The organism is Heyndrickxia sp. FSL W8-0496 (assembly GCF_038007825.1).
In the GTDB taxonomy this organism is placed as follows: Bacteria; Bacillota; Bacilli; order Bacillales; family Bacillaceae_C; genus Heyndrickxia; species Heyndrickxia oleronia.
In genome coordinates, this window is sequence record NZ_JBBOXX010000001.1 from 2,204,429 (window position 1) to 2,226,267 (window position 21,839).

The window sequence follows — 21,839 nt, forward strand, 5'->3', positions numbered from 1 at the left end:
AGTACCAATTACATGGGGTCAAAAATATCAACGTAATTCAATTCATTCACCTTTGAGTCATCACGATGACAAATAGGAGGTAAAAAAATGGGAAATATAAAATCAAAAATTCATAGTTTGTTAAATAAAAAGTTTTCTTTGTTTTTCTTAATCGTTATTTTGTTTTGGTTAAAATCATATGCAGTTTATCAGGCAGAATTTAATTTAGACATTAAAAATAGTATGCAGGCGTTCTTATTGTTCTTTAACCCAATAAGCTCAGCATTACTCTTTTTTGGCTTTGCGTTGTTCTTTAAAGGACGTGCCCGTACAATTGCGATCATAGTTATCGATTTAATTTTATCGATACTGTTATATGCAAACGTCTGTTATTATCGATTTTTCAATGATTTTATTACCATTCCAGTACTTTTTCAAACAAAGAACTTTGGAGATTTAGGCGGAAGTGCAGCAGCGTTAATGGAGCCTTATGATGTGCTTTATTTCCTTGATACGATTATCATAATCGGTTTAATTGTATTTAAAGTAATTAAATCACAAGCAGAAAAAATAAATCGTCGCTCAATCTTTGCTGTATTTGCAGCAGCGATTGCATTTTTTATCATTAACTTAGGATTAGCTGAAGCTGATCGCCCAGAATTATTAACACGTACGTTCGATCGTAACTATATCGTAAAATATTTAGGAGCATATAACTATACGATTTATGATGCGATTCAAACGACAAAATCATCTGCACAACGTGCGCTAGCTGATAGTAGTGATGTAGTTGATGTTGAAAATTATGTGAAGGCAAACCATTCTGAACCAAATCCAGATTATTTTGGTGCAGCAAAGGGTAGAAATGTCATTTACATTTCTTTAGAATCTCTACAAAACTTTATTATTAATTACAAATTAGATGGTCAAGAAGTTACACCGTTCTTAAATAAATTGACGAAGGACCCAAACACATTTTATTTTGACAACTTCTTCCATCAAACAGGACAAGGGAAAACATCTGATGCTGAATTTATGATGGAGAACTCATTATTCCCTCTACCAAAAGGTGCAGTGTTCACTACTAAAGCACTGAACACATATCAAGCAGCACCTGCGATTTTAGGACAAAAAGGGTATACATCTGCAGTATTCCATGGTAACACGAAAACATTCTGGAATCGTGATGAAATCTATAAGTCCTTTGGATATAATAAGTTCTTTGATGCGAATTACTATGATATGAGTCCGGAAAATACAATTAACTATGGTATGGAAGACAAACCATTTTTCAAAGAGTCAATGCCTTATCTTGAAAAACTTCCACAACCGTTTTATACAAAATTTATCTCACTATCAAACCACTTCCCGTTTGAGTTAAATAACGACCCTAATTTCCCGGAAGGTGACTTTGGAGATAAAATTGTTAATAAGTATTTTCAAACTGCTCATTATTTAGATGAGTCAATTGAACAATTCTTTAATGATTTAAAAACATCTGGTTTATATGATAACTCGATTATTGTGATGTATGGTGACCATTATGGTTTATCAGAAAATCATAATAAAGCAATGGCTAAAGTAATGGGTGTAGATGAAATTACTCCTTATATTAATGCTCAATTACAAAGAGTTCCTTTATTTATACATGTACCAGGAGTGAAAGCAAAGGCTGACCACACATATGGTGGTGAAGTTGATGTTCGTCCTACTCTAATGCATTTACTTGGTATCGATACAAAAGAATACATTCAATTTGGTTCTGATTTATTATCTAAAGAGCATCGTCAAATTGTTCCATTCCGTAATGGTGATTTTGTATCAAAAGATGTAACACAAGTAAGTGGTGAGTGTTATAGTAATCCAACGGGTGAGAAAGTGGATAATAAGCTTTGTCAAGAAGGTGACAAGGTTTCAAAAACTGAATTAGAACTTTCAGATAAAGTGGTTTATGATGATTTATTAAGATTCTATACACCTAATGGCTTTACACCAGTAAATCGCGCGGATTATGATTACACAACAGATCAAACGATCAATAATCCAATTACAAGTGAAAAAGAAAAAGAAAAAAATAATAAAGATAAATAAAAATTCTCATTGAGAAATACCCCGTAAATGATAGTTTAATGACTACCATATACGGGGTATTTTCATTTTAAAGGTATGCAGTTGAAGTAAAAAAAGGGAATTAGAAATGAAAAATCCACTAGAAAAAGTCATCTTATCATTTATCAACGTAATTAGTTGCTATAGAAAGTAATTAGACGCGCTAGAGGCAAAGAGGAATATTTTCCATTTATGAGAAGGAATAGACTCTGTAGAAGCATGATGAGAGAAAAAATTATGTACTAAGAAATGGAGAAGGCTTATCTAAATAGCTTGAATGCTTTATAAGAAGATATTATCATGAATGCACAGTTCGCGTGGTATCATTATAATAGAGCTAAGGATTATATAGAATACATGATGATGATACTAAGACCATCAATCGTTTTATGAATGAACTTGGTTTAAATTGATGGCCGTATGAACTTACCATTAATATTAAAATATCATTTTATAAGCTTCAAATCCGAAGTAGATACTAAAACCGATGAGTGATAGTCCAGATAAGTAGGAAATTAGGGTAAGAAATTTTGAATTGATAACCTTTTGAAAGGTACTAGCTAGACCAGCCATAGCAATATCCCAAATGAAGAGACCGATAAATATGGCACTACTATTAAAGATAAGTTGACTTGAATCGACGGTTTGAACAGATTTAGCTAAAACTGATCCGTAAATACCAAGCCAGAATAAAATAGATAATGGATTTGAGATAGACATAAGAAAACCTGTTGAAAATGATTTTCTTAAAGATTCCTTATTGCGAAATTGATTTGTTGAAATTTTTCCTGCAGTACACAGGCTCTCTATTCCTGTATACGCTAAGACAAAACAACCGAATAAATAAAGAAATAGTTTTAAAATAGGCGCTTCCAAAAAGTGAACAAGTCCAAAATATACACACAGCATGTAAAAACAATCTGCAACTATTGCTCCAAGTCCTACAAACCAAGCGTGAAGAAATCCGCTTTTTATCCCTTTATCTAATTGTGCAGCGTTTATTGGTCCGATTGGAGCAGCTAAAGTAATCCCTAAAAAAACATAACTAATAAAGTTGTTCAAATGAATAGTCCTCCATACAATATTTGTGTATTACATTGTATTCAGAGGACTATGCTTGTACAACTATTTATAAGATTATTTCTTGCTTTTTTTATTTGGTGGAGCTATTTCTTCTGAACTCTCCATTGCATAATTCATGACAGAAATTCTTCGCTTACTTTTCGGTTCATCCTGATAGAAGTTTCGATACATATAGATATGAAAAAGAGACTCACAAATAGATATAGCGAATGCTCCTAATAAGGATGCAAAAAAGAGTGCACGATAATTGTTATCTACATTTCCAAAAGATACAATAGACCAAATTAACAGGAAAGCTAAACCAAAGTCTGTTGCAGTAGCTACGATATTGTTTGACCGAGGTAGGATTAATAAATCACCGATAATATAAGATACAACACCTATTACAGCTGTAAGTAAGACAATACTTTGGAAAGACATGCCATAAATAAGACCTAATACAATAAAGAGTGCAATGAGAGTGGCCCCAAATTTAAGCACCAATGCAGTTAATCTTTTCAAAAGTGTAACTCCTTTCATAATTGAATTGATAATAGTTTCTATATAACAAGGAAAGTTTATTCGTTCTACAATGGATATAAATAAAAAAACTGCCCGTTCTGTAGGAAGAGACAGCAGAATTTTTTATTGATCAGATTTTCCATTGTCAGTTGAATAGGTTAAGTAATTATAATGGTTTGTTGGCACTTCTTTTGTAACAACACCATTTTCATCTTTATACACTTCAAATTCTTGGTAAGTCTCAACGATTTCTCCTTCATCCTTATCTTCTTTTGTATCAACGAGCTTAAATTCTAAATTAATGGTTTCGTTCAATTTCGTTGATTGATTTTCCTGATCATTTCCCATTGTTGCAATCGATACTGGTACCTTAAACGTATCTACCTCCGTTTTATGATCTAAAAAGGCCATAGTCAATAAAGTAAATAGAAGTATAACGACAATTGAAAGCTTTTTATTAAATCGTTTCCTAGTCATTTAAGTTTACACTCCTTTATGATAGTACTTTGCACTTTTACACATATGCTTGTCTTCTGGTAATTATGATTAGACAGAAGTTAAAATTATTGGATTAAAAAGCCATTATTTTTCCTATTACATAATAAATAATAGTGAGACAAATAATAAATTGAGTAATAAGGAGGGGATAAATTTATGGAGATACCTGCTAGTGCGGGAAAAAAACAAGAGGATAGCAATGAGAAAAAACTAGCTTGGTGGCAACTTTCACTTATTGGATTAGGTTGCATTATTGGTACAGGGTATTTTCTAGGATCGGGAATAGGAATTAAGATGACTGGTCCTTCAATCCTTATTACCTTTATATTAGCTGGTGTAGGTACTTATATCGTTTCAGAAGCCTTATCAAAAATGTCAGCACAAGACCCTCAAAAGGGTTCATTTCGGTCCTATGCTAAAAAGGCATTCGGTCCCTGGGCGGGTTTTAGTAGTGGATGGGTATACTGGTTTTCAGAAATGTTGATCACTGGTAGCCAATTAACTGCTCTATCAATTTTATCGAGGTTTTGGTTTCCGAATATTCCCCTTTGGATATTTGCATCGGGATACGCTCTTCTTGGTATACTTATTGTCATTATAGGCACAAAGGGATTTGAAAGAGCTCAAAATGTATTTGCAATCATAAAGATTGCTGCTATTTTTATGTTTATAGTGCTTGCCATTTCTGTAGTTATCGGCTTTTTTGGGGGAAGTAAGGCAGATTTTCACTTTCATTATCACAAGACAGATTTTTTTCCAAAAGGAATTATGGGCTTGTGGTCCTCACTTATCTTTGGTTTTTACGCTTTTGGTGGCATCGAGATTATGGGTATTATGGCTACTAGATTAAAGAAAAAAGAAGATGCAAAAAAGTCAGGGGCAAGTATGCTTCTTATGCTAACATTCATTTATTTAATATCATTGATATTTGCAACGAGTTTAGTAAGTTTCAATAAATTTAATGCGAAGGAAAGTCCATTTGTAATTGCTCTTGATAAATATGATATTTCCTTCTTTCCTCATTTGTTTACAGGTGGAATAATTATTGCTGGATTTTCAACAATGGTTGCATCTTTATTCGCAGTAACTAGTATGGTAGTAACGTTAGCAGAGGATGGCGATGCACCTAGGATTTTTTCTAAAAAAGGAAAAATGAAGGTACCCCCACTTGCATTAGGCTTAACTATTTGTGGAATGATCCTTTCAATTATATTAGCTTTAATAATGCCTGATCGGGTGTATGAATATATAACAACTGCTGCAGGACTCATGCTTTTATATAACTGGTTCTTTATACTTATTTCTTTTCCAAGATTAATTAAAGCAACCAAATTTGATCATTTAAAGCGTTTCATAGGCATGTTATTAATAGTACTTGCTGTTAGTGGGACATGCATTCATCAGACGAGTAGGCCAGGATTTTTTGTAAGTATTGGTTTTGTTGCAGTGGTAATTATTGTCATTGTCATATTACAAATGACAAAAAGAAAGAAGAAAAATTTATTTCCACAAGGCATTTGATATTGCCAATTTACTATAAAATTTTGGAGGTAGAATTATGCCCGTATTTGTTTATCAAACTTTTCAAATTAAACAAGAAAAATTTAAAGAAGCTATCGAAAATTTACATGAAATGAAAAATTATCGTAATGAAAATTATAGTCATCAAATGGAAATTTTAACTCCTATTACTGGCCCTGATCATACATATGCAGTTCTTTCGACTTATGAAGGATTAGCAGAAATGGAACTGCAAAACAAAAAGATGTTCGCTGATGAAGAATATCTAAAAATAATTGGTAGCTTTTTTCTAGACAATATTGTTCAAGGAAGTATGAATACCCAATTATACCGAACTTTAAATGAGAAAAAACCGGAAAGTAAAAAAGAGTAGATTTAGTAAAAACTCTCGATAATGCTTATTACTTGTCCTTCTCCGACCACATGATGCATATAATGTAAAAAAGTGATGTGCTTGAGGAGGACAATGATGTTTCTTTTCTTTGAAAAAGCGATTATAGGGATGGCATTTTTAAGAATTATATCTGGGAGTATAGAGATTTTAGTTGCTTTATTAATCCTTAAATATAATGATGTGGAAAAGGCTCTAGTTATTAATAGCTCCCTCGCTCTTATTGGTCCAATTATTTTAATCCTTACAACAACAATCGGTTTATTTGGTCTTGCAGATAAGATTTCTTTTACTAAGATGCTTTGGATATTTGGTGGGGTAGCATGTATTCTCTATGGAGTAAAAGGAAATTAAGGACATTCCATAAAATGTAATCAAAAGGTACATGTATTTTATCGAGTATTAGTCCATATTAAAAGTAGCGTGATTCGTTTAAGACTTTTAATCCATCTTTGAAAATAAAACACAAAAAGGCGTGTCAATAATGGAACATGTAGAAAATATTCAATCTGTAGTTGGAAAGAAAAGATCGAAAAGCGATTCGAAAAAAAATAATCAAAAATGGGCTGTATTATCTATATCATCTATTCCGCTTGTAATGACACTAGGAAATTCTATGCTAATTCCAGTTCTTCCTGCAATGGAAAAGCAGTTAGGCATCTCTCCCTTTGAGTCTAGTATGATTATTACCGTTTATTCAATAGTAGCAATCATACTAATTCCCGTTGCAGGGTTTTTATCTGATCATATCGGTAGAAAAAATGTCATTATTCCAAGTTTAATTATTACAGGTATAGGCGGACTCATTTCCGCATGGGCTGGCTGGAAAATGGAAAATCCTTATTGGATTATTCTAATCGGAAGAGCGCTTCAAGGCGTCGGAGCTGCAGGTGCATTTCCTATTGTTTTGCCCCTTGTTGGTGATATGTTTAAAAGTGATGATGACGTCAGTAGTTCCTTAGGTTTAATTGAAACATCGAATACTCTAGGAAAAGTACTGAGTCCAATTTTAGGTGCTTTTTTGGCTGGTTTCGTATGGTTTATCCCGTTTTTTTCCATTCCTATTTTTTGCCTACTTTCGATTTTATTAATGATTTTTTTAGTGAAAAGCCCGAAAAAGAAGCAAGAACCTATTCCCTTCAAAAAGTTTATAGCAAGTATAAAAGATACATTCAAAAATAATTGGAAATGGCTATTCGCAATTTTTTTGATCGGAATAATATTAATGTTTGTTCTTTTTGCAGTATTGTTCTTTATGTCTGATATCTTAGAAAAGGTTTATCATATAAAGGATGTTAAAAAAGGGCTTTTACTGGCGATACCTTTAGGCGGATTATGTATCGCTTCCTATATCACAGGTAAATTAATAAAAGAAAATAAAATACTAATGAAGTGGATTACTTTCGGTGGAATAGTATTACTTGCTGGATCTATTGCATTTCTAGGAATGTCAAAAGACATGTGGTTTATGCTTAGTTTATTTTTAATTAGTGGGATTGGAATAGGTGTTGGATTACCATGTTTAGATGCATTTATTACGTCGGGAATTGCAAAACAGGAGCGCGGAACCATCTCATCTATTTATAGCTCAATGCGATTTATTGGGGTTGCAGCAGGTCCTCCTATAATGGCTATCTTAATGAAGAACGCTGAAAACTCACTTTTTTATTTACTAAGTGGATTAAGTATAATAGCCTTGATTGCGACCTTTTTTGCAATAAAGCCTGATAATGAATAACTAAATTGAATGTCGTACTATTTATCGTACGGCATATTTTTTGAAGCATAGAAATAATTCGAGAAATCATAAAATATTGAACAAATGGTGAAGACTAGAATGAAAAATATTTTGCCTTATTTTTCTTAAAAAGTAGGAGGACTTCTGACATAAAGAAGAGTGAATTATTGTTAATTCACTCTATGATTGTCTTCGAATAGTTTTACTGTAGATAAACTATTATTATCATTAAAAACAAATTTATTTTGGGTGATCTGTTGAAGACGGCTTACTGCTTCTTCGAACTCAGCATTACTCATTTGTTTAGTAGCTAGTAGGGAACAAAGGATGGCAAAGCCAATTGCAGTTGTATCAACATGGACATCAACATGAACATCTACATCAGAGTTACCGCTCTGACCAATTGTATTCTTATTATCGTTGTTTATGTTAATACGAGTATCTTCAATGGACTGGCTTTCATTTTTAGATTTAAGAGTATTTGTATTTTCAGCTATATTTTGAGTAGTGCGCTTATTTCTATTTGTAATCGAATTAGTTGTGACTGGAATTCGTGAACCCATAACATCACCTACTAAAATAAAAGTGGGAAACAGTATCCCACTTTAAGATTTTAAAAATCAAAGTCAACATCAACATTGCTATTTTGATCTTGATCATTGTCCTGATCTTGCTCAGAACGAACACGTGCATTGCTACGGCTATTTATACGAATGTCTACTCTTGAATTGCCAGAATTGTGAAGATTACTTTTCGCGATATTAGTGTTTTTGTCAGTATTTCTTACATTCGATTCAGAATCAGCATCTGCTCTGTTACGAACTTCATTATCTAGATCAGTATCGACATTTACATCAACATTTGTCCGGGTGTTGTTTCTGCGATTTTCGTCAGAAAAGACATTGTTATTATTCCGGTTACGATTTCTTTTTGACATCTAAAGCCCTCCATTTTTTCACTTTAGTAGGTAAAATATTAATCTTCAAAATCTACATCAATGTCTAGATCTTGATCTTGATCATTATCTTGATCCTGATCCGTCCGAACACGTGCAATACTTCTGTTGTTTAACCTAATATCTACTCTAGAATTACCGGAATTTGAAACGGTAGTGCGAGCAATATTCGTATTTTTATCTGTATTTCTTACATTCGATTCAGAATCAGCATCTGCTCTATTATCAATATCATTATCAAAATCAGCTTCTACATCAACATTTGTGTTAGTACGATTATTTTCTCTATTACCATTTCCTCTAAAATAATTTTGATTTCCCGATTCATCATAATTTCTCATTTATTTCAACTCCTTTCACAGTTTTCATAAACAGTATATTCATGGTAATTCAATGCGCATAGTCATTTGATAGAGTGCATTTGCACATTTTTAGTTAAAGTGTACATTTTGAATAATAACTGACAGTTATCGTTTCTATTTGTTCTTTCATACTTTAATGCTTCACTTACTTTTTTTCGCAAATTCTAATGGAGGCTTAATTGACTCAAAATACATATAACTTTGCTATTGGTTTATAAAAAAAAAACAATAATTATGGACTAGGAACACAAATATTTTTCGTTTTTTTAACACTGACATTAACGGTTTTATTTCTTTTGGAGTAAAACCGTTTCGCTTACATCATTTATCCCATTTTTTGATAATGAAAAATGGAGGCTTTACAAGTGGAAAACTGTCCTTTTTCCAAGAATAATGAATGGGATATTTTTAAATTATTAGAGTCCTAATTAACTAGGTCTCCAAAATTTCAATTGAAGATACTCATTTTGCTCAGTTTATGATGTTCAGACTTTGAAGGCATGGACGAATATCATTAATAGATGAAATATTTTTTGTACTAAAGAGGAATATTATTTGTTAATAGTTTTCTCTTTATGGATAAAGGTTGTTAGCAGATCCAATAGTATAATGAATGCATAAATTTTGCGTAAAAATATCAATATAAAATGAAAAAGGTTTTGCTAAATTAAGGAGGAAAGAATGAATGTCAAATGTGAATGAAGATGGGAAAATAATAAAAGAACATAATATTCCCTTAAGTTCATCGGAAATGGGTTTTCTTTGGACTCAATACTTAAACGATACACTAGCATTATGTGTTATGAAGTATTTTAAAAATATTTGCAGGGACGATGAAATTCTACCATTAATTGAAGAATCTCTAAATATTGCACAGAATGATATTAATATAATTAAAGAGATATTTTCTAGAGAAAATATCCCTGTGCCAGAGGGATTCACAGATAAGGATGTGAATGAAAATGCACCAAGATTGTTTACAGATGTATTTATCTTATTATATTTGCAAAAGTTAGAAATGATTGCTATGGCAGGTATAGGAGTTGCTATTGGTATTTCAGCACGAACAGACGTTAGCCAATTCTTCAATGAAATACTTATTTCTGTAACAGAATTACATGACAAGGCAAGGAAAGTATTATTGTCAAAAGGTGTATATGTACGACCACCACAAATAGCACCACCTGCTAGTGTAGATTTTGTAGAAAAACAAAGCTTCTTATTTGACTTTTTCGGACAACATAAACGCCCTTTGACAGCAATTGAAATGACCCATTTATTTATAAATTATCAAACTAATGCCTTAGGGAAAGTATTGATGATGGGGTTTGCACAGGTTTGTAAAAATAATGATGTTAGGCAATTTTTATCGGCAGGAAAAGAAATTGCGTCAAAGCATATGAAGAAATTTAGTTCAATTTTAATAAACCAGGATATTCCGGCACCATCGAATTGGGATGCAAATGTTCTTAATAGTACGCATGCACCATTTTCAGATAAGTTAATGATGTTTCATACTACTTATTTAATAGCAGTTGGAATAGGTAATTACGGAACGGCAGCTGGAACTTGTCAAAGAATGGACTTAAGTGCTACATATACCCGGCTTTCTGCAGAAATTGCTTTATATGCGGAAGATGGTGCGAATTTGATGATTAAACATGGATGGTTGGAAGAACCACCGCAAGCTGTCGACCATCAAAAGCTAATTAATCAAGAGAAGTAAAGAAACATTTTGTTATAAATCAATATTCCTGAGAAATTTTGATAATTCTGTAAAATATATTAAATTTCCCATTAATTTTTACATTTATTTGAAGTTTTTTTGCAAGGCCGTTTTCGTATAGTTTGTTGTTTTTGAAAAAGGATAAAGCGATTCTTTATAAAGTTTGAAGCTCTCTTCTAAGTGAAATGAAAGGTGTAGCGGTCTTTAACTCATAGTTAATTGCTAAAACTTTTCTTAAATAGCAACAATGTTATAGAAAAGAGCCTATATTAAAATAGAATAATTATTGGTAACAGATATATCAAACAAATTAAATAGAATATTATCGAAGGATTGTGTATTCAGTATGATTGCAAGCTTTTTTAAAAACATCAAAAATATTAATCAAATGAAACATTGTTGCATAGTGAGGGCATAAGTACCGTCACACATGAGGTAAAGAAATGCATGGAGATTACGAAGCAAATGAACTGAAACAATTTGAAGGATCACCAAATAATTTGCTTGAAATTATTACATAGATTATAGGACCTGTTCAGTTTAATCAGTAAAAAATTTATACATAAAAAGAAAGCATATCTTTATGATGTTTTCTTTTTTTTTTATTAATTTTATCCATTCTGCAAACCCTATTCTATAAGATAAGAATGAAGAGGGTGTGTATGTATGCCATTCGTAGAATGTGTAAATCGATCAATATTTTATGAGGATTTAGGTAAAGGTCCGACTATATTATTTGTTCATCCTCCAGGAATGGGGAGAAAAACATTTATAAAGCAAAAGGCACTTCAATCCAGCTATCGTTTATTAATACCGGATTTTTCAGGACATGGAGACAGTTACTCAATGGATGGAAAGATGAATATTTCTTTGTATGTAGAGGAAATTGAAGCGATTAGAAATCAAATTGGAGAAGAAGCAATTTTTTTATTTGGTTACTCTGCAGGTGGAACGATTGTCCAAGAATATGCAATTAAGTATCCAAAGAATGTTAAAGGTGTGATATTATCAGGTGGGTACCCTAAAGTTACAACTGAGCTTTTAAGAATTGAACATCAGATAGGTATAAATATGGTCGTGTATGCACCAAAGATGTTAGCGAAATTATTATCGTTAAGTCACTATCGCGAAGCTTCTCTACAAGCAGAACTATATCAACATATTTTAAAGTCCAATCGATACACGTGGAGGCAGTTCTATATTGAATCATTACGATTTAATTGTGTTGACCGTATAAGACAATTAAATGCCCCATTAATGTTACTATATAGCACGAAGACAGATTATATTAATCACCATATTAAATATTATTCAAAGTTTATCGATACCGAGATTCATTTGATTAAAGGGTCGGGTCATCAACTACCTACTAGAAGGTTCGAAAAAGTAAATAATTTGATTGAACAATTCATTCAAAAACATTAATTAACAATAATTTTATTATGTAAACTGTTTAGGAGGGAATCTATCTCATATGAATGATCCTCGTTTTAAAATTGCTCATAAAGAAGCATGGATAGGGGTGGCCCTTGCCATTATACATTTTCTTTGGTGGTATGGGTTTGCCTATGGAATTGGAAGTAATAAAGTTGAACGATATACATACATAATAGGGTTACCAGCATGGTTTTTTTATAGCTGTGTGCTTGGCTTCATCATCATTGTGGTGTTAGTTTTTATTTCTGTTAAATTGTTTTTTAAAGATGTACCTTTTGAAGATGAAGGAAGTGATGAACAATGAATATTCAGGTGATTATTCCTCTTGTCATATTTTTAGTATTATTTTTTTTAGTAGGGATTCTCTCATCTCGCTACGTTCATTCTTCTAATTCATTTATTCAAGAATATTTTTTAGGTAGTAGACAGATGGGTGGATTTATTTTAGCCATGACGATGGTGGCTACGTATGGTAGTGGAAGTAGCTTTATTGGCGGGCCAGGTGCAGCTTATAACTATGGATTAGCATGGGTATTGCTAGCTATGACCCAGGTTGTAACAGGATATTTTGTTCTTATGGTATTAGGCAAGAAATTTGCCATTATTGCTCGGAAATACAATGCAATCACATTAATAGATTTTTTAAAAGAACGATACCAATCAAATTGGGTTACCATTATTGCAGCGATTAGTATTATTGTTTTTTTATTTTCCTCTATGATTGCTCAATGGGTCGGTGGTGCTAGACTCATGGAATCTATATTGGGGGTATCTTATACAACAGCCTTATTTATTTTTGCAATCTCTGTTCTTATATATGTAATTATAGGTGGATTTCGAGCTGTTGCAATAACAGATACTATTCAAGGGATTGTTATGCTAGGAGGAACCATTATCCTACTAATAGCTACCATTGTCGCTGGTGGTGGAATGGAAAATATAATGACAGAATTAAAGCATCAAAATCCAAATTTATTAAGTCCATATGGAGCTGATCGCTCTTTAACACCTTTATACATCTCTAGCTTTTGGATTCTGGTTGGAGTAGGGGTAGTTGGTCTACCGCAAATTGCGGTTAGAGCAATGTCTTATAAAAATGCAAATGCTATGCATAGAGCCATAATAATAGGCACAATCGTTATTGGTGTCATAATGTTTGGTATGCATTTAATCGGTGTGTTAGCGAGGGCAATCGTTCCAGGAATTGAAAATGCAGATACTGTAATGCCGATTATTACAATGAAGGTTCTTCCCGCCTGGGCAGCTGGAATCGTGCTTTCAGCACCTATGGCGGCCATCATGTCAACGGTCAACTCCGTACTAATACTTGTCTCCTCTGCGGTTGTAAAGGATATATACATTGGTTTTGTAGATAAAAATGCCAGTGTTAAAAAAGTAAAGCAAATCAGTTTTTGGTCGACGACCATCATTGGTGTCGCGGTTGTTATTCTTTCCATTCATCCACCTGATCTTTTGATCTGGTTAAATTTATTTTCCTTTGGTGGTTTGGAAGCAGTTTTTATTTGGCCAATTGTCATGGGTTTGTATTGGAAAACAGGGAATAAATTTGGGGCGATTACTTCTATGATTGTAGGAATGGCTTCTTATATTTATTTGGATCGTTTCCACCCTAATCTATTTGGTATGCATACGGTTGTCATACCTATTCTTTTATCATTTCTAATGTTTATCATTGTTTCATTGATGACGAAAAGTAAAGTATCTACTTAAATTATGAATCTATAAATTATGAGGAGTTAAATGATGAAAATTATACGATTAAACATCGGAAAGCCAAAGATTTCTACCTATAAATCAAAAGAATTTCTTACAGGGATTGGCAAAAAATCCATTTCTGAGGCATTGCTACTAAAGGATCAGTTTGTTGGGGATGGTGTAGCAAATCCTTCCTTTCATGGAGGTACAGATCGGGCTGTCTGTTTTTACCCATATGAGCATTATAAACTATGGGAAGAGGAATTTAACAAAATCTTATCCATCCCAGCTTTTGGTGAGAATTTGACTGTTTCAGGTATGCTAGAAAAGGATATTTGTATTGGGGATATTTTTCAAATCGGTGATACAATTGTTCAGATTACACAAGGACGTGTTCCTTGTTCAACCATTTCAAAATATAATTCATTAGACTCGCTATTAAAAAGAACAGTCGACACATGTTACACGGGATATTTTGCACGTGTTTTAAAGGAAGGGATGATTCGGGAGGATTCTAGCATCAAGCTGATTAAACGTCATCCTATGCAGGTTAGTGTTTTCGACACTATGAACGCATTATTCTTTGGTGATCATGTACAAAGTATGGAGAAAATAATAGAAGTACCTGAGTTAGCGGATGCGATGAGAAAAAGCTTTGTGAAAAAATTAAATAAGTTAAAAGTATGAGTTAGAATTTACATCCTTGTTATTATATATTAAATCGTAAGGGGTCCATTTATGGATTCCTTTTTTATAGGAAACTATATAAAACTATGTTTCCTATAATTATAGGTTGAAAATTCAAATTATTTTTTAAAAAAAGTATTTTCAAATATATTTATTAAAGGTAGAATATTATAAATAGAATGTTTATTTATAATACATATATATTGTGTGGACGGTTTTCGTTGGCTTTCTGTTTTTAAATCATCAAGCCTGATCATATGAAAGGAAGGGGAAAAATGGAAAATCTGGTCCTGGAAGTGAAAGGTTTATCGACATCATTTTCAACTGATAACGGTATTATTCCAGTCGTCAATAATATTGACTTTACTGTTAAACGGCAAGAGGTAGTTGGTATTGTTGGTGAATCTGGTTGTGGAAAAAGTGTTACATCTCTATCAATTATGGGACTTATCCCAACAAGCAACGGGAAAGTAGAAGGTGGGATTTACTTTAATGGTGAGAATCTAGCAAATTTTTCAGAAAAAAAAATGAGAAGTATTCGCGGGAATGAAATTGCTATGATCTTTCAGGAACCAATGACAAGTTTAAATCCTGTATTTACAATTGGTGAACAATTAACCGAATCTATAAAAATCCACTGGAAGTGGTCAAAGAAGAAAGCGAGAGAGCATGCCATTCAAATGTTACAAAAAGTAGGCTTGCCTCGTGCAGAACAATTAATCAATGAATATCCTCACCAATTATCAGGTGGGATGAGGCAGCGTGTAATGATTGCCATGGCCATGCTATGTAATCCTAAACTTTTAATAGCTGATGAACCAACAACAGCATTGGATGTTACGATCCAAGCACAGATTTTAGAATTAATGAAAAAGCTAAATAAAGAAACAGATACATCTATTATTATGATTACGCATGATTTAGGTGTCGTAGCTGAGATGTGTCAACGAATCATCGTGATGTATAGCGGGAAAATTGTTGAAGAAGCTGATGTTCGTACGATTTTTAAGGAACCCAAGCATCCATATACAGTCGGTTTGATTCAGTCTGTTCCGGATATGAGACAAAAAAAGGAAAGATTATATTCCATACCGGGTAATGTTCCAAAACCAGGATCGATAGAATTTGGTTGCCATTTTGCTCCGCGTTGCCCGCATGCACATGATCGTTGCTTCACTGACACACCAGAATTAACTACTTTGAAAAATGGACAAAAGGTTAGATGTTGGTTATACGAAGAGGGGAAGGAAGTTGAGATTTCATGAATGAACCTCTATTAAAGGTAGAACATTTAAAAAAGAATTTTCCAATCCGTGGTGGTGTATTTTCAAAACAAATAGGTGCTGTTAAAGCAGTAGATGATATATCATTCACGATACATAAAGGTGAAACATTGGGATTAGTTGGTGAAAGCGGCTGTGGAAAATCAACGACAGGAAGAATGCTCCTACGCCTTCTTGAACCAAGTGAAGGCAAAATTATTTTTGAAGGCAACGATATTACGAAACTATCAAATCGTGAATTAAGGAAAATACGAGGGAAAATGCAAATGATTTTCCAGGATCCGTATGCATCATTAAATCCTAGACATACGATTGAAAGAATATTAGAAGAACCATTACTGGTACATGGTGTGAAGGACAAGGAAGCACGTCAAAAAAAGGTTCGCGAACTCTTAGAAATCGTTGGGCTTAATAGCTATCATGCTACTCGTTATCCCCATCAATTTAGTGGTGGTCAACGACAAAGGATTGGAATAGCAAGAGCATTGAGTTTAAATCCAAAGCTAATTATTGCAGATGAACCTGTATCCGCTTTAGATGTTTCAATCCAAGCCCAAGTATTAAATCTAATGAAGGATTTGCAAAAGAATTTTGACCTTACCTATTTATTTATTGCCCATGATCTTGGTGTGGTTAGACATATTAGTGATCGTGTTGGGGTGATGTATTTAGGAAGAATGGTTGAATTGGCTGAAAGTGAAGAAGTATATCAGAATCCAAAACATCCATATACTCAAGCTTTGCTATCAGCTGTACCAATTGCTGATGTGGATTATAAAAAAGAAAGAATCGTTCTCCAGGGGGATGTTCCAAGTCCTGCAAATCCTCCTTCGGGTTGCACATTTCATACTCGATGCCCATTAGCATTTGAGAAATGTGCAGTAGAAAGACCTTTATTTAAAGAGGTTGAACCAGGTCACTTTGCGGCATGTCATCTACATGGGTGATTTTGCATAGATTTAACATGAAAGATGTTAAAAAAACTACTAACATCAATCAAAAAATGGGGGGAAAAAGATGAGAAAAAGATTGACGGGATTAATTATTTTTATCCTTGTTCTGTCACTGGCTTTGATGGGATGTTCCTCATCCAAATCAAATGGTGAAAAGAGCAGTGATGGGAAGAAAGATTCATCTGATGGAGGAGGTGTTCTAGTATATGCACGTGGGGGGGATGCAGTAAAACTTGATCCTGCCGCGGTAACTGATGGGGAATCACTTATTGTTGCTGAACAGATTTTTGATACACTTGTTAATTTTAAAAAGGAAACAACAGAAATTGAGCCAGGACTTGCAAAGTCTTGGGAAATCTCTGATGATGGTTTAACTTATACATTTAAGCTAGAAGAAGGCGTTAAATTCCATGATGGAACAGATTTTAATGCTGAAGCAGTTGTAAAGAATTTTGATCGTTGGGCAAATGGGGATGTGGAGAAATTTCCATACTACCAGTCTCAATTCGGAGGGTATAAAGGGGATGAAGCAGCCGTAATTAAAGAGGTTAAGGCAATTGACGACACCACTGTACAATTTACACTTTTCCGTGCTCAAGCACCATTCTTAAAGAACTTGGCAATGACTCCATTTGGTATATCAAGCCCAACAGCTATTGATAAGTTTGGAGATAAATATATTGAAAACCCTGTTGGCACAGGTCCTTTTAAATTCGAAAGTTGGAAGCGAAATGATACCATTACAGTTGTAAAAAACAAAGATTACTGGAAAAAAGGATTACCTAAGCTTGATAAGGTGGTTCTAAAAGTGATTAAGGATAATTCAACACGACTAAATTCTTTAAAGAAAGGTGAAGTCGATCTTATTGATGGGCTAAATCCAAGTGATATTTCAACTGTAAAATCCGATAAAAATCTTCAAATTTTTGAGAGACCATCTATGAATATTGGATATCTTGGATTTAATGTTAAGAAAGCACCTTTTGATAATGTAAAGGTACGTCAAGCACTTAGTCATGCTGTTAATAAAGAAGCGTTAATTAAAAACTTTTATGAAGGTACAGCAGAACCAGCAAAGAACCCAATGCCACCTTCAATCAATGGATATAATGATGAAATTGAAGACTATGAATATGATTTAGACAAAGCGAAAAAGATGCTTGAAGAGGCAGGCTTCAAGGATGGCTTTAGTGTTGACCTGTGGACAATGCCAGTTGTTCGTCCATATATGCCTAATGGACAAAAAGTAGCTGAAGCAATACAAGCCGATTTTGCAAAAATTGGCGTAAAAGCGAAAATTGTTACGATGGAATGGGGTACCTATTTAGATAAATTAGCAAAAGGAGAAGCGCCGGTTTACATTGTTGGATGGACTGGTGACAATGGTGATGCAGATAACTTCTTATATGCTTTACTTGATAAGGATGCCATTGGCTCAAATAATAACTCGCAATATTCAAATGATGAGTTACATGAGCTTTTAGTTAAAGCACAAACAGAAACAGATGAAGCAAAACGAAATGAATATTATAAGGAAGCACAAGTGATTATTCATAATGATGCACCATGGGTACCAATTGCACACTCACTACCACAATTAGCAGGAAAAAGTACAGTTAAGGGATTCTTCCCACATCCAACTGGATCACAAAGTTTTGCTGACACTACAGTTGAATAACATTTATGGGGAGCAATGACTCCCCTTTTTCATTCAAACTACATAATTAAAGGGGTGAAGTTGTAAATGGTTGCTTATACGGTTCGACGTTTACTTCTACTAATACCTGTACTTCTCGGAATGCTCATTATTGTATTTTCGCTTATCCATGCTATTCCTGGAGACCCTGCAAGGGCCATTTTAGGACAGCTCGCCACAAAAGAGGCTGTTGCCGAACTTTCGAAGCAGCTAGGTCTTGATCAACCAATGTATATTCAATTTTTTGATTACATAAAGGATTTAGTAACAGGAAATTTAGGTACCTCACTTAAAACTCAAGCACCTATTAGCGATGAAATTTGGCCATATTTTGGTGCTACAGTTGAATTAGCATTGGTAGCAATGTTAATTGCGATTGTTGTTGGTGTGAATGCAGGAATTATATCTGCCTGGTTCCAAAATTCATGGTTTGATTACATTGTTATGTTAATAGCACTTATAGGTGTATCCATGCCTATTTTTTGGCTTGGCTTGATGGAGCAGTATGTTTTTTCCCTTCATTTAGATTTATTACCTACAATGGGTCGCGATGATATTCGAAATCCCGTAGAGGCAATAACGAATCTCTATTTAATTGATACATTAATACAAGGTAGATTCGATCAGTTCATAGAGGTATTCAAACATTTAATCTTGCCAAGTATCGCATTAGCAACGATACCAATGGCGATTATTGCCCGGATTACTCGCTCCAGCATGCTAGAAGTTATGCGTTCAGATTATATTCGAACTGCGCGTGCAAAAGGTATGAAGATGTTTTGGGTAGTGTACAAGCATTCGTTAAAAAATGCATTTATACCTGTCTTAACGATTATAGGCTTACAAACAGGATTATTATTAGGTGGAGCTATTTTAACTGAAACGATTTTTGGTTGGCCCGGTATGGGGACTTATATCTATGAGGCCATTCAATTTCGTGATTATCCCGTTATTCAATCCGGAATTTTAATCTTGGCTCTTATTTTTGTGTTAATAAACTTAATTGTGGATTTACTCTATGCAGCCATTGATCCACGTATTAAATATTAGGAGGTTTAATCAATGCCAGAACTTTCAACAAATGCAACTCATACAACTCCGGTTGAAGAGCCATTGATTTCTCCATGGAAAGAGGGCTGGAAAAATTTCAAAAAGAATAAAGCCGCAGTTTTTGGACTTGGATTAGTTCTTTTCTTTATTCTTGTTGCTATTTTTGCCAACTTTTTAGCACCGTATGATTATACGGAACCGGGTGACAAGCATCTTCCACCTTCTGCAAAACATTGGTTCGGAACGGATGATTTAGGTCGTGATATTTTTAGTAGAGTTATTTTTGGTGCACGAATTTCTATAGCTGTTGGCTTCTTTTCGGTTATAGGTTCAGCAATCGTAGGTTCGTTCTTAGGGATCATTGCTGGATATTATGGTCGAATAGTGGATGGAATCATCTCGAGGATTTTTGATATTTTATTGGCATTTCCAAGTATTTTATTAGCAATTGCTATCGTAGCTATGCTTGGACCATCATTACAAAATGCATTAATTGCGATTGCGATTATTAATATCCCTACCTTTGGTAGATTGGTGCGCTCAAGGGTTCTTACGGTCAAGGAAGAAGAGTATATAACAGCAGCAAAAGCTATAGGTATGGGTGATGGAAGAATCTTATTGCATCACGTCTTTCCAAACAGTATGGCACCAATTATTGTACAAGGTTCATTAGCGATTGCTAGTGCAATCATTGAGGCAGCTGCTTTAGGATTTTTAGGATTAGGTGCACAGCCACCGACACCTGAATGGGGAAAAATGCTGGCTGATTCGAAGGATTTTATTCTACAGGCACCTTGGACGGTTATCTTCCCAGGTTTAGCAATTATGTTAACGGTTCTTGGGTTCAATCTTATGGGCGATGGATTGAGAGATGCATTAGATCCTAGAATGAAAAATTAAGGTTATTTTCGAAAAATATGTTACTTGAAAGCTAACTGCTGGCTTTTACACCAAAGAAAGGAGCGGCAGCTAGAATGAAAGGGTATAGCAGTTCTCAGCCAATATTTATTAGTTAAAACTTTACTTATTTAGTAACATGGTTTGAAAAGGAGCCAAAATTATGGAAAAACCTGCAAATATTTTTGCAGGTTTTTGAACTATTATTATAGTTCATCAAATCCATTATCCACATAATTTACTTTCGTATATTGGCGTGATTTTTGTTCGAAGAAATCTGACTTACCTAAATCTACTTCTTCATAGGCTTTAATCCAACGTAATGGATTTGTACGATAATCTGGGAAGGGACGTTCGAATCCAAGTTGCTTGCAGCGTATATTGGCATAGAATTTAATATAATCCTCTAAATCCTTTACTAATATTCCGTCTATATGGTTGCCAATAATAGATCTTGCCCATTCGATTTCTAATTTCGCTGCCTTTTTAAAGGTATCTTCAACGAAAGCTTTTAACTCCTCATTATCATATTCCGGATATTCTACCAATACTTCTTTAAAGATCTTTACAAATAAATCAACATGTAATTGTTCATCGCGATTAATATAATTAATCATCGTTGACGTTGCGACCATTTTTTGATTTCGTGCAAGATTATAGAAAAAGGAAAAACCTGAATAAAAAAAGAGACCTTCTAATATCACATCAAAAACAATAGATTTTAATAGGTTTTCTACACTTGGACTTGTCGCGAAAGCTGCATAGCCATTTGTAACAAATTCATTCCGCTTTTCTAAAACTGGTTCCGTTCTCCAAAATTCAAATACTTCATCCTGGACATGCTTTGGGACAATACTAGATAAAACATATGAATAGGAATGATTATGAATAACTTCTTGCTGGGCCAAAATAATCATTAGCGCATTTAAGCTAGAATCTGTTAAGTAATCGGCTACTTTGCCTGCGTAATCGGTTTGAATACTATCTAATAAAGCTAATAAACCAATGATTTTTAAGAAGGCATCCTGCTCATCTTTTGATAAAGTTGGGAACTGTTTTATATCTTGGGACATATTTATTTCAAACGGTGTCCAAAAATTTCCTAGCATTTTCTTATATTTAGGATAGGCCCAAGAAAAGCGGACATCATCCCAATTAAGTATATTGGAGCATCTTCCATTAATGATTGATGTTGATCGGTTTGGTGCTGTATTATCAATGATCTTGCGTGTTTGTAGATTATTAGACATTCATTTT

The 21,839-nt window shown here is 33.8% G+C and carries 22 protein-coding genes; 15 read left to right on the forward strand and 7 right to left on the reverse strand.

Annotated features, from left to right (window positions below):
- Positions 1–87: 87 nt before the first annotated feature.
- Positions 88–2,070 (forward strand): LTA synthase family protein, encoded by a 1,983-nt coding sequence (locus NST63_RS11165; protein WP_212945190.1) that lies wholly within the window; start codon positions 88–90, stop codon positions 2,068–2,070.
- Positions 2,071–2,526: 456 nt separating this feature from the next.
- Here NST63_RS11165 and NST63_RS11170 read toward each other — a convergent pair whose 3' ends face one another.
- From NST63_RS11170 to NST63_RS11180, 3 genes are all read right to left on the reverse strand, one after another.
- Positions 2,527–3,150: a LysE family transporter gene (locus tag NST63_RS11170; protein ID WP_071974972.1), complete on the reverse strand. Its 624-nt coding sequence runs from the start codon at positions 3,148–3,150 to the stop codon at positions 2,527–2,529.
- Between the two features lie 75 nt (positions 3,151–3,225).
- On the reverse strand, positions 3,226–3,672 hold the full coding sequence (locus NST63_RS11175) for a YndM family protein (RefSeq protein ID WP_058004347.1): 447 nt from the start codon (positions 3,670–3,672) through the stop codon (positions 3,226–3,228).
- Between the two features lie 123 nt (positions 3,673–3,795).
- Positions 3,796–4,149 carry a hypothetical protein gene (locus tag NST63_RS11180; RefSeq protein ID WP_071974971.1) on the reverse strand — a complete coding sequence of 118 codons (354 nt, stop codon included), beginning with the start codon at positions 4,147–4,149 and terminating at the stop codon, positions 3,796–3,798.
- A 177-nt stretch (positions 4,150–4,326) separates the two neighbouring features.
- Here NST63_RS11180 and NST63_RS11185 point away from each other — a divergent pair, with 177 nt between their 5' ends.
- The 4 genes from NST63_RS11185 to NST63_RS11200 all read left to right on the forward strand — a co-directional run bounded on the left by NST63_RS11185 (position 4,327) and on the right by NST63_RS11200 (position 7,820).
- Positions 4,327–5,691, forward strand: coding sequence for an amino acid permease (locus NST63_RS11185; protein WP_212945191.1), 1,365 nt, complete (start codon positions 4,327–4,329; stop codon positions 5,689–5,691).
- A 37-nt stretch (positions 5,692–5,728) separates the two neighbouring features.
- The gene (locus tag NST63_RS11190) at positions 5,729–6,064 is read left to right on the forward strand and encodes a hypothetical protein (protein ID WP_071974969.1); all 336 of its coding nucleotides are present in this window, start codon (positions 5,729–5,731) and stop codon (positions 6,062–6,064) included.
- 96 nt (positions 6,065–6,160) lie between these two features.
- On the forward strand, positions 6,161–6,436 hold the full coding sequence (locus tag NST63_RS11195) for a YqhV family protein (protein WP_058004351.1): 276 nt from the start codon (positions 6,161–6,163) through the stop codon (positions 6,434–6,436).
- A gap of 130 nt (positions 6,437–6,566) precedes the next feature.
- A complete protein-coding gene (locus NST63_RS11200) occupies positions 6,567–7,820 on the forward strand; it encodes an MFS transporter (RefSeq protein WP_071974968.1) in 1,254 nt (417 codons plus the stop codon).
- 170 nt (positions 7,821–7,990) lie between these two features.
- Here NST63_RS11200 and NST63_RS11205 read toward each other — a convergent pair whose 3' ends face one another.
- Genes NST63_RS11205 through NST63_RS11215 form a run of 3 tightly spaced genes read right to left on the reverse strand, consistent with a single transcriptional unit; the run spans position 7,991 to position 9,116 of the window.
- On the reverse strand, positions 7,991–8,383 hold the full coding sequence (locus NST63_RS11205; RefSeq protein WP_201788800.1) for a hypothetical protein: 393 nt from the start codon (positions 8,381–8,383) through the stop codon (positions 7,991–7,993).
- 50 nt (positions 8,384–8,433) lie between these two features.
- Positions 8,434–8,757, reverse strand: coding sequence for a hypothetical protein (locus NST63_RS11210; RefSeq protein WP_079991118.1), 324 nt, complete (start codon positions 8,755–8,757; stop codon positions 8,434–8,436).
- A 38-nt stretch (positions 8,758–8,795) separates the two neighbouring features.
- Entirely contained in the window at positions 8,796–9,116 is a 321-nt protein-coding gene (locus tag NST63_RS11215) for a hypothetical protein (RefSeq protein ID WP_071974967.1), read from the reverse strand.
- Between the two features lie 706 nt (positions 9,117–9,822).
- On the opposite strand from NST63_RS11215, the gene NST63_RS11220 reads away from it, so the two are divergent.
- The 10 genes from NST63_RS11220 to NST63_RS11265 all read left to right on the forward strand — a co-directional run bounded on the left by NST63_RS11220 (position 9,823) and on the right by NST63_RS11265 (position 20,585).
- On the forward strand, positions 9,823–10,863 hold the full coding sequence (locus NST63_RS11220) for a DUF3231 family protein (RefSeq protein ID WP_341042125.1): 1,041 nt from the start codon (positions 9,823–9,825) through the stop codon (positions 10,861–10,863).
- A 666-nt stretch (positions 10,864–11,529) separates the two neighbouring features.
- Positions 11,530–12,288: an alpha/beta fold hydrolase gene (locus NST63_RS11225; protein ID WP_341042127.1), complete on the forward strand. Its 759-nt coding sequence runs from the start codon at positions 11,530–11,532 to the stop codon at positions 12,286–12,288.
- A gap of 49 nt (positions 12,289–12,337) precedes the next feature.
- Positions 12,338–12,604, forward strand: coding sequence for a YhdT family protein (locus NST63_RS11230; protein ID WP_071974964.1), 267 nt, complete (start codon positions 12,338–12,340; stop codon positions 12,602–12,604).
- The gene (panF, locus tag NST63_RS11235) at positions 12,601–14,031 is read left to right on the forward strand and encodes a sodium/pantothenate symporter (protein ID WP_212945193.1); all 1,431 of its coding nucleotides are present in this window, start codon (positions 12,601–12,603) and stop codon (positions 14,029–14,031) included. The genes NST63_RS11230 and panF overlap by 4 nt, the downstream gene beginning before the upstream one ends.
- A gap of 30 nt (positions 14,032–14,061) precedes the next feature.
- The gene (locus NST63_RS11240) at positions 14,062–14,703 is read left to right on the forward strand and encodes an MOSC domain-containing protein (protein WP_071974962.1); all 642 of its coding nucleotides are present in this window, start codon (positions 14,062–14,064) and stop codon (positions 14,701–14,703) included.
- Between the two features lie 275 nt (positions 14,704–14,978).
- Positions 14,979–15,968, forward strand: a complete 990-nt coding sequence (locus NST63_RS11245) for an ABC transporter ATP-binding protein (RefSeq protein WP_341042132.1) — start codon at positions 14,979–14,981, stop codon at positions 15,966–15,968.
- Positions 15,965–16,933, forward strand: a complete 969-nt coding sequence (locus tag NST63_RS11250) for an ABC transporter ATP-binding protein (protein WP_071974960.1) — start codon at positions 15,965–15,967, stop codon at positions 16,931–16,933. Before NST63_RS11245 ends, NST63_RS11250 begins: the two co-directional genes overlap by 4 nt.
- Positions 16,934–17,003: 70 nt before the next feature.
- Positions 17,004–18,617 (forward strand): ABC transporter substrate-binding protein, encoded by a 1,614-nt coding sequence (locus NST63_RS11255; protein WP_071974959.1) that lies wholly within the window; start codon positions 17,004–17,006, stop codon positions 18,615–18,617.
- 66 nt (positions 18,618–18,683) lie between these two features.
- Entirely contained in the window at positions 18,684–19,685 is a 1,002-nt protein-coding gene (locus tag NST63_RS11260; protein ID WP_071974958.1) for an ABC transporter permease, read from the forward strand.
- Between the two features lie 12 nt (positions 19,686–19,697).
- Positions 19,698–20,585, forward strand: coding sequence for an ABC transporter permease (locus NST63_RS11265; RefSeq protein WP_071974957.1), 888 nt, complete (start codon positions 19,698–19,700; stop codon positions 20,583–20,585).
- A 203-nt stretch (positions 20,586–20,788) separates the two neighbouring features.
- Here NST63_RS11265 and NST63_RS11270 read toward each other — a convergent pair whose 3' ends face one another.
- On the reverse strand, positions 20,789–21,832 hold the full coding sequence (locus tag NST63_RS11270; RefSeq protein WP_341042138.1) for a ribonucleotide-diphosphate reductase subunit beta: 1,044 nt from the start codon (positions 21,830–21,832) through the stop codon (positions 20,789–20,791).
- Between the last annotated feature and the right edge of the window lie 7 nt (positions 21,833–21,839).